Source organism: Paraburkholderia fungorum (genome assembly GCF_003610895.1).
In the GTDB taxonomy this organism is placed as follows: Bacteria; Pseudomonadota; Gammaproteobacteria; order Burkholderiales; family Burkholderiaceae; genus Paraburkholderia; species Paraburkholderia fungorum_B.
The window spans coordinates 116394-124763 of sequence record NZ_MCAS01000018.1 but is presented as its reverse complement, the minus strand read 5'-3'; the positions used below and the strand labels follow the sequence as shown (position 1 = coordinate 124763).

Below are 8370 nucleotides of genomic sequence, written 5' to 3'. Positions count from 1 at the left end.
ATCGTGCCGGTGGCAGACCGTCTGCCGCTGAATGGATGCGCCTGTAGTTATAAAAGTCGTCGATGTAGGCCCCGATGTCGCGTTCCGCATATGCGTGGTCGGGGTACCCTTTATCGTCGATCCATTCGCTTTTGAGACTTCTAAAGAAGCGCTCCACCGGCGCGTTATCCCAGCAGTTCCCCTTTCTGCTCATGCTCTGGATGATGCCGTTTGCCTTCAGCTCGTTCACGAAGTGCGCGCTGGTGTACTGGCATCCCTGATCCGAGTGGAACATCAGGCCCGGTGGCGGCCGTCGATGCTCGCGCGCCTGCTGCAAAGCCCTGATAACCAGTACCGTATCGGGCAGTTGCGCAAACGCCCAGCCGACGATACGGCGTGAATACAGATCCATCACGATGGCCAGATAGGACCAGCCCTGAAGCGTTCTCACGTACGTAATATCGCCCGCCCATACCTGATTGATCGACGACGGCTCGAACCGACGCTCAAGCAGGTTGGGAGCCACCAGCGCTTCACCGTCAGTCTTGCGATAACGGTGCGTTCGTCGTCGCGCCACCGCCAGTTGTGCCTCGCGCATCAGCGATCGGGCACGGTAACGCCCGATCGCGTGGCCTCGCTGCTGCAAGGCCTGAGCCATTCTGCGACTGCCATAGCTGGCGCGGCTTTCGCCGTGAATTTCGCGCACCGCCTTGAGCAGCGCGGGCGCAGCAGCAACTCTGGCGGGCCGTGTGGAAACGGCGTAATAGCTGCTTCGAGGCACCTTCAGCAGCTCGCACATCACGCTCACCGGCCAGGCCTTCTTCAGCGAATGGATCACTTCGATGAGCGATCCATTTCCTTGACGAAGAAGGCCGTGGACTTTTTTAGGATCTCGCGCTCCCTTTCGAGCTCGATCACCCGCGCCTCCAGTTCCCGGATGCGTCGCTGGTCGGCCTTGACCTGAATCTCAGTGCGCGGCGGCTCAGCCTGTTCGGCCCGCCACTGCGCAACCCATCGCCGCAAGGCCGTGTCTCCTACGCCCAGCGCCTCACAGGCCTTGGAGAATGAATAGCCCTGGGCAACCACCAGTTGCACCGCTTCAGCCTTGAATTCGTCAGTTATGTTCCGTCTGCTCATCTCTCACCTCAGTTGGAGAATTATCCCCTTTAGAGGTGTCCAGGACCATTGGACCACTACAACCTACTTTTCTTTGCCGGCCGCAAAGAAAAGATAGGCAAAAGAAAGCGGCTTAAACCGCTAATTCTTAAGCGGGTCCCCCGCGCAGTTACGGTAGTGGTGCATCTGGAATCCGTGCTCTCGCACATTCCGCTCCGGTGACAAAGCAGTCATTCTTCCGGCGGCGCTGCGCGCGCCGTAGCGGTACTTCTTCAACTCCCCCCCCCGACTCTCCACCCGCTTGATCGTGCAATCGCCTCGAACGCCGTCGTGCTGTTATCGTTGGCCAGCAACGGCAACGGCAACGGCAACGGCAACGGCAACGGCAACGGCAACGGCAACGGCAACGGCAACGGCAACGGCAACGGCAACGGTACCCGTGTCGATCTTCGCTTTGCTCCTTGCTTTCCACTCGAGGCTCGCGCCGTGTGGATATCGGCGTGTTCCGTTTGTCTTCGGCGCGCTTCGGACGCTAGTTGCGTTGCGCTTGTGTGCCCGTGCGCTTTGCCCATGCCGCCGTTGCAGCGGCATAGAAACCTTCAAGCGTCGTGTATTCGTGGGCGCCCATCTCAAGTCCCAAATGTCGTGCGGCTGCGCTCAGGGCCTCAAGTGGCTTGTTGTTGTCCAGCGCGGTCGCGCCGTTTTGCTTGCTGAGCTTCTCGCCGAGATCGTTCGTGACCACCGGTACGTGCAAATACACCGGTGTGGGTACACCAAGGCAACGCTGCAGGTAGATCTGGCGGGCCGTTGAGTCCATCAAGTCCGCGCCTCGCACGATGTGCGTAATGTTCGCGTCCGCGTCGTCGACCACTACCGCCAGTTGGTATGCCCACTGGTCGTCGGCGCGTCTCAGGACAAAATCGCCGACCTCGGTGGCCAGGTTCTGCGTCTGCTCGCCCTGCCAGCGGTCCTCAAATGTGATCACCGCAGGATCGCCGTCAGGTACGCGCAGGCGCCACGCGCGCGCGGGTTTGCCATGCAGGCCGTCGCGGCAGGTGCCGGGATAGGCGAGCGTTGTGTTGCGCATGTGTGCATGCAGCAGCGAGTCCGCAATCTCCCGGCGCGTGCAGCCGCATGGGTAGGCCAGGCCGGCAACCTTCAGTTGTTCAAGCGCTTCCTGGTAACGCGCCGTACGATGGCTTTGCCAGACGGGCGGCTCGTCGGCATGCATGCCGAAACGCTCGAGGGTCGACAGAATGTCTTCAGCCGCGCCAGGCACGGTGCGAGGTCGATCAATGTCTTCGACGCGCACGAGCCACTCACCACCCCGCGCGCGCGCGTCCAGCCAGCTTGCGAGCGCGCTTACCAGCGAACCAAAATGCAAAGGCCCAGTAGGCGATGGCGCGAAGCGTCCACGATAGGTCATGGGTTCGATCAGGGTGCTGATGCGCAAATACGATGAACAAGCGAGGGGCCTATGCCGCGCAGCCTTGAATCCGGATGGCGGCCTGCCGCAACGTGACGGCGCCCGCCTGCTGCAACCGCCCGCATCACGCGGTGCGCGCCGCCTTGCTGTCCGGATGGCATTCCGGACACGTCTTGCCCGCCACGTACATCGGCGATTGTTGCGCCTCGGGTGTCACCACCGCGCGGCAGCCGAAGCATTGCGCGGTTGCGGTCGGCTCCAGTTGCGGATTCAGCGCGGTGCGGTAGTCGAAGACGAAGCAGTCGCCGTGATAATGCGCGCCGCCGACTTCTTCGAAATACTTCAGGATGCCGCCTTCGAGTTGGTACACGTTCTCGATGCCGACTTCCTTCATGTGGATCGCCGCTTTCTCGCAACGAATCCCGCCCGTGCAGAACGACACGACCGTCTTGCCTTCGAGATCGGCGCGATTCTGTTCGATGACTTCGGGAAATTCGCTGAATTTCGTAATGCGGTAGTCGAGGGCGTCGTCGAACGTGCCGACGTCCACTTCGAACGCGTTACGCGTGTCCAGCATCACGACGGGGCGGCCTTCGTCGTCATGGCCGCGGTCGAGCCAGTTTTTCAGCGTGGGAGCGTCGACGAACGGCGCGCGGCCAAGCTCCGGCCGGATGGCCGGTTTTTTCATCGTGATGATCTCGCGCTTGAGTTTCACCAGCATGCGGGTGAACGGCTGCTTGTCCGACAGGCTTTCCTTGAACTGCAGATTGACGAACTTGCCTTCGAACAGCGCGTCGTGACGGATGTAGTCGATGAACGCGTTCGTGGCTTCGCGCGAGCCCGCGACGAACAGATTGATGCCTTCCGGCGCCAGCAGGACCGTGCCGCGCAAGCCGAGCGTATTGCAGCGCTCGGTAACGAACGGGCGCCATGCGGCGGTGTCTTCGATAGTCGCGAAATGATACGCGGCGAGATTGACGATACTCATGTGTGTCCAGCGGTAAATAGTGCCCAGTGGTGCCCGGCGGCGCGGAAAATGGGGCGCATTGAAACGCCTGCATTCAAACTCCATGCGGCGCGGCCACGTCGAAAAGGGCGAAACCCCTATTATCCCTCAAGCTGGCGTTTTGGCCGACTCGGCCGAATGGCTAACCCTTTGCGGCAGCGCAAATCGCCTGCACGACGCCGGTGTAGGGTGCGCGCGTGTTTCCGTCCTAAGCCGAACGGCTAACGCGTGGTTTTGGCCTGAAAACTCCGGAAGTGTGGAGTTACAATGTCGCCCATGTCAGATCCCCGCTTCGTTCATCTTCGCGTCCACTCCGAATTCTCGATTGCCGATGGCATCGTGCGTCTTGACGACATCGTCAAGGCCGCGGCCAAAGACGGTCAGGGTGCGCTCGCCCTTACCGACCTCGGCAACGCGTTCGGCCTCGTCCGTTTTTACAAGGAAGCCCGCGGCAAAGGGGTCAAACCCATTGCCGGTTGCGACGTCTGGATCACCAATCCGGACGACCGCGACAAGCCTTCGCGTTTGCTGCTGCTGGTCAAGAATCGGCGCGGCTATCTGAATCTGTGCGAGCTGCTCAGCAAGGCATCGCTCACCAATCAATATCGCGGTCGTGCGGAAGTCGAAGCCGGCTGGCTCGAATCCGGCCTGGGCGAAGGCCTGCTCGCCTTGTCGGGCGCGCAGCAGGGCGATATTGGCCTCGCGTTCGCGGCCGGCAACGAAGAATCAGCCAAACGCAACGCGTTGCATTGGGCGAAGGTGTTCCCTGATGGCTTCTACATCGAACTGCAACGGTGCGGTCAGCCGGGCGGCGAGCAGTACGTGCAGCAGGCGGTGGCGCTCGCGGCGGCGCTGAAGTTGCCGGTGGTGGCCACTCACCCCATGCAATTCATGACGCCGGACGATTTCACTGCGCACGAAGCGCGCGTGTGCATTTCCGAAGGCGACATCCTGGCGAATCCGCGCCGTTCCAAGCGCTTCACGTCCGAGCAGTATTTCCGCACGCAAGAAGAGATGACGGGGCTGTTCGCGGATATTCCGTCCGCGCTCGCCAATAGTGTCGAAATCGCCAGGCGCTGCAATCTGACGCTCGAGCTCGGCAAGCCGAAGCTGCCGCTCTTTCCGACGCCCGACGGCATGTCGCTCGACGACTACCTCGTGCAACTATCGAAAGAGGGCCTCGAAAAGCGGCTCGAACAGTTGTATCCGGATACGGCCGAACGCGAGGCGCAGCGCGAAACGTATTACCAGCGCCTCGAATTCGAGTGCGGCACCATCATCAAGATGGGCTTTCCGGGCTACTTCCTGATCGTTGCCGACTTTATCAACTGGGCCAAGAACAACGGTGTGCCGGTCGGGCCGGGCCGGGGTTCGGGTGCGGGTTCGCTGGTCGCCTATGCGCTCGGCGTGACCGACCTCGATCCGCTGCGCTACAACCTGCTGTTCGAACGTTTCCTGAATCCGGACCGGGTTTCGATGCCCGACTTCGACATCGACTTCTGCCAGCACGGCCGCGATCGTGTGATTCAGTATGTGAAGGACAAGTACGGTGCGGATGCCGTATCGCAGATCGCCACCTTCGGCACCATGGCGGCGAAAGCCGCGGTGCGGGATATCGGCCGTGTGCTCGATCTGGGCTACATGTTCACGGACGGCATCGCCAAGCTGATTCCGTTCAAGCCGGGCAAGCACGTCACCATCGCGGACGCGATGAAGGAAGAGCCGCTGCTGCAGGAGCGCTTCGACAACGAAGACGAAGTGCATCAGCTGCTCGAACTCGCGCAGCGCGTGGAAGGCCTCACGCGTAACGTCGGTATGCACGCCGGCGGCGTGCTGATCGCGCCCGGCAAACTGACCGATTTCTGTCCGCTCTACACGCAGGGCGACGAAAGCGGCGTTGTGAGCCAGTACGACAAGGACGACGTCGAAGCCGTCGGCCTCGTGAAGTTCGACTTTTTGGGCCTTACTACGCTGACCATTCTGGATTGGGCCGAGCGCTATATCCGCCGTCTCGATCCTTCGAAGAAAGACTGGTCGCTCGCGCAGGTGCCGCTCGACGACGCGGCGTCGTTCTCGATCCTGAAGAAGGCGAACACGGTCGCTGTGTTCCAGCTGGAAAGCCGCGGCATGCAAGGCATGCTGAAAGACGCCCAGCCTGACCGTTTCGAGGACATCATCGCGCTGGTCGCGTTGTACCGTCCGGGCCCGATGGACCTGATCCCGAGTTTCTGTGCGCGTAAGCACGGCCGCGAAGTGGTGGAGTATCCGGATCCGCGCGTCGAATCTGTTCTGAAAGAGACCTACGGCATCATGGTCTACCAGGAGCAGGTGATGCAGATGGCGCAGATCATCGGCGGCTATTCGCTGGGCGGCGCCGACTTGCTGCGCCGGGCGATGGGTAAGAAGAAGGCCGAGGAAATGGCCGAGCATCGCGAGCTGTTCCGCCAGGGCGCCGCGAAGAACGGGCTGGCCGGCGAGAAAGCGGACGAAATCTTCGACTTGATGGAGAAGTTCGCGGGCTACGGCTTCAACAAGTCGCACGCGGCGGCGTATGCGCTGCTCGCGTACCACACCGCATGGCTGAAGGCGCACCATCCGGCCGAATTCATGGCGGCGAATATGTCGCTCGCCATGGACGACACGGATAAGGTCAAGATCCTGTTCGAGGACTGCCTCACGAACAAGATGGCCGTGCTGCCACCGGACGTTAATCTGTCGGCATACCGTTTCGAGCCGGTCGCGGAAGCGGACGGCAAGCGTTCGAAAACGATTCGCTACGGACTCGGTGCGATCAAGGGCAGCGGCCAGAACGCGATCGAAGAAATCCTGCGCGCACGCGAAGAAGGTCCGTTCATCGACATTTTCGACTTCTGCAACCGGGTCGACCGCCGGATCGTCAATCGCCGGACGGTGGAAGCATTGATCCGCGCAGGCGCGTTCGACACGCTGCACCCGAATCGCGCGCAGCTGATCGCCTCCGTCTCGCTCGCCATGGAAGCCGCCGAACAGGCAAGCGCCAACGCAATGCAGGCAGGTCTGTTCGACATGGGCGACGCGCCGTCGCAGGGGCACGAACTGGTCGACGAGCCGGAATGGCCGGAAAAGAAGAAACTGCAGGAAGAGAAGGCCGCACTCGGCTTCTATCTGTCGGGGCATCTGTTCGATGCGTACAAAGACGAAGTGCGCCGTTTCGTGCGGCAGAAGATCGGCGAACTGAAGGAAGGGCGCGACAAGCTGGTCGCGGGCGTCATCGCATCGCTGCGCACGCAGATGACACAGCGCGGCAAGATGCTGATCGCGTTGCTCGACGACGGCACCGGCCAATGCGAAGTGACCGTCTTCAACGAGACCTTCGAGGCTAACAAGCCGTTCTTCAAGGAAGACGAACTGCTGGTGGTGCAGGGCTCGGCGCGTAACGACGCATTCACGGGCGGCATCCGCTTCACCGTCGATACAGTGATGGATCTCGGCCGCGCCCGTTGCCGTTACGCGGAGGCCGTGAAGGTGCAGATGAACGGCAGTGCGGACGCATCGGCATTGCGGCGCGTACTCGAAGCGCATAGCGCGGGTAAGGACGAACCGCAGGCTGCACCGGCCCCGGCGGCGTCATCGCGTGGTGGGAATGGTGGTGCAGGTGGTGGCCGTAACGGTGGTGGCTATGGCGGCGGTGGCCAGCGCCAGGCCGTGCAGATTCCGAACGGGCTGGCGGTGCAGGTGGTTTATCGCAGCGAGAATGCGCAAGGTGAAATGCGCCTCGGCGACACGTGGCGCGTGAAACCGACCGACGAACTGCTCGCGGCCTTGCGTGGCGAGTTTGCTGGAAGCTCGATCGAGATCGTCTATTGAGGACCGGTATGCCCGCGCGGCGCGCGTGGGCACACCGCTGGCGAGCCCTGGCTACTGGCGCCGCGTCTTCTTTCCTAGCCGCGCCAGCTTCAGAAACCGGTAGTACACCGTTTCCGCATTGAACACCGCGATCATGAAACCCGCGCGGCCGTCGAGAAATCCACGCCGCAGCACATAGGTTCGCACGAAGGCCCAGGCGCCACGCCCGAGCGCCTTGCCGAAACTGCCGCGCTTGCCTGCCGCATGGCGTTGCTGCGCACCCGCTGTCGAATAGGCGTCGAGCTTGCGCAACACGCCTTCGAAGTCTTCGTAGGAGTAGTGCATCAGCTTGCCGGTCAGTCGCTGCGACGGCGTGTCGAACACCAGACGCTCATGCACGAGGTCGTCGGAGAAGCGCGCGGCGCCACGTTTGAAGAGGCGCGGAATCCAGTCCGGATACCAGCCGCTGTGGTGAACCCAGTGGCCGCAAAAGCTCGATAACCGGTCCACCGCGTAGACATCCGCGGTAGGTGCGGCCAGCGCCGCGCGGATCGCCGCAGCCAGTTCCGGCGAGACGATCTCGTCGGCGTCGAGCGAGAGAATCCAGCTGGAGGTGAGCGCATCCACGGCGCGGTTTTTCTGCGGGCCGAAGCCCGGCCAGTCGGTTTGCTCAAGTACGCGCGCACCGTGTGCCCGGGCGATCTCAGCGGTGCCGTCGGTGCTGCCGCCGTCGATCACGACGATCTGATCGGCAAAGGCCACGGCCTGCAGGCATTCGGCCAGTCGCGCCGCCGCGTTTTTGGTGATGATGGCGACGCCGAGAGTGGTTTCTTGCATACCTGAATTGCGTGGAAAGTGCAGGGTGGCGGAATGGGTCGCGCAAAGTATACAGCCCGGCCATGCAACGCGGCCGATCCATAACCGCCGGCCATCATCACCAACCGTTTACAATGCTGTTTTTCGATATTTCGCGTGTCAGGCATTCCGCCCGTTGCGCGAGTGCTGTGCCGCATTCTCA

Annotated in this window: 5 protein-coding genes; 1 reads left to right on the top strand and 4 read right to left on the bottom strand. The window is 62.0% G+C overall.

Annotation, left to right across the window (positions count from 1 at the left end):
- The 3 genes from BCY88_RS18935 to BCY88_RS18920 all read right to left on the bottom strand — a co-directional run.
- Positions 1–1116, bottom strand: a protein-coding gene (locus tag BCY88_RS18935; RefSeq protein ID WP_220669656.1) for an IS3 family transposase whose coding sequence is annotated in 2 segments (ribosomal slippage) — positions 1–858 and positions 858–1116 — 1117 coding nt annotated over the 2 segments. Because the reading frame shifts where the segments join, the coding sequence is not laid out codon by codon here. This gene is flagged as partial in the annotation.
- Between the two features lie 511 nt (positions 1117–1627).
- Positions 1628–2521, bottom strand: a complete 894-nt coding sequence (gluQRS, locus tag BCY88_RS18925) for a tRNA glutamyl-Q(34) synthetase GluQRS (protein ID WP_120345746.1) — start codon at positions 2519–2521, stop codon at positions 1628–1630.
- A 124-nt stretch (positions 2522–2645) separates the two neighbouring features.
- Entirely contained in the window at positions 2646–3509 is an 864-nt protein-coding gene (locus BCY88_RS18920) for a sulfurtransferase (protein ID WP_120345738.1), read from the bottom strand.
- 285 nt (positions 3510–3794) lie between these two features.
- On the opposite strand from BCY88_RS18920, the gene dnaE reads away from it, so the two are divergent.
- Positions 3795–7373 carry a DNA polymerase III subunit alpha gene (dnaE, locus tag BCY88_RS18915; RefSeq protein ID WP_120345737.1) on the top strand — a complete coding sequence of 1193 codons (3579 nt, stop codon included), beginning with the start codon at positions 3795–3797 and terminating at the stop codon, positions 7371–7373.
- 51 nt (positions 7374–7424) lie between these two features.
- Here the strand turns inward: dnaE and BCY88_RS18910 are convergent, their stop codons facing one another.
- Positions 7425–8189 carry a glycosyltransferase family 2 protein gene (locus tag BCY88_RS18910; protein ID WP_120345736.1) on the bottom strand — a complete coding sequence of 255 codons (765 nt, stop codon included), beginning with the start codon at positions 8187–8189 and terminating at the stop codon, positions 7425–7427.
- Between the last annotated feature and the right edge of the window lie 181 nt (positions 8190–8370).

Excerpts from the sequence above, each read along its gene's own strand:
- gluQRS (WP_120345746.1), bottom strand. The coding sequence starts at position 2,521 with ATGACCTATCGTGGACGCTTCGCGCCATCGCCTACTGGGCCTTTGCAT.
- BCY88_RS18920 (WP_120345738.1), bottom strand. The coding sequence starts at position 3,509 with ATGAGTATCGTCAATCTCGCCGCGTATCATTTCGCGACTATCGAAGAC.
- dnaE (WP_120345737.1), top strand. The coding sequence starts at position 3,795 with ATGTCGCCCATGTCAGATCCCCGCTTCGTTCATCTTCGCGTCCACTCC.
- BCY88_RS18910 (WP_120345736.1), bottom strand. The coding sequence starts at position 8,189 with ATGCAAGAAACCACTCTCGGCGTCGCCATCATCACCAAAAACGCGGCG.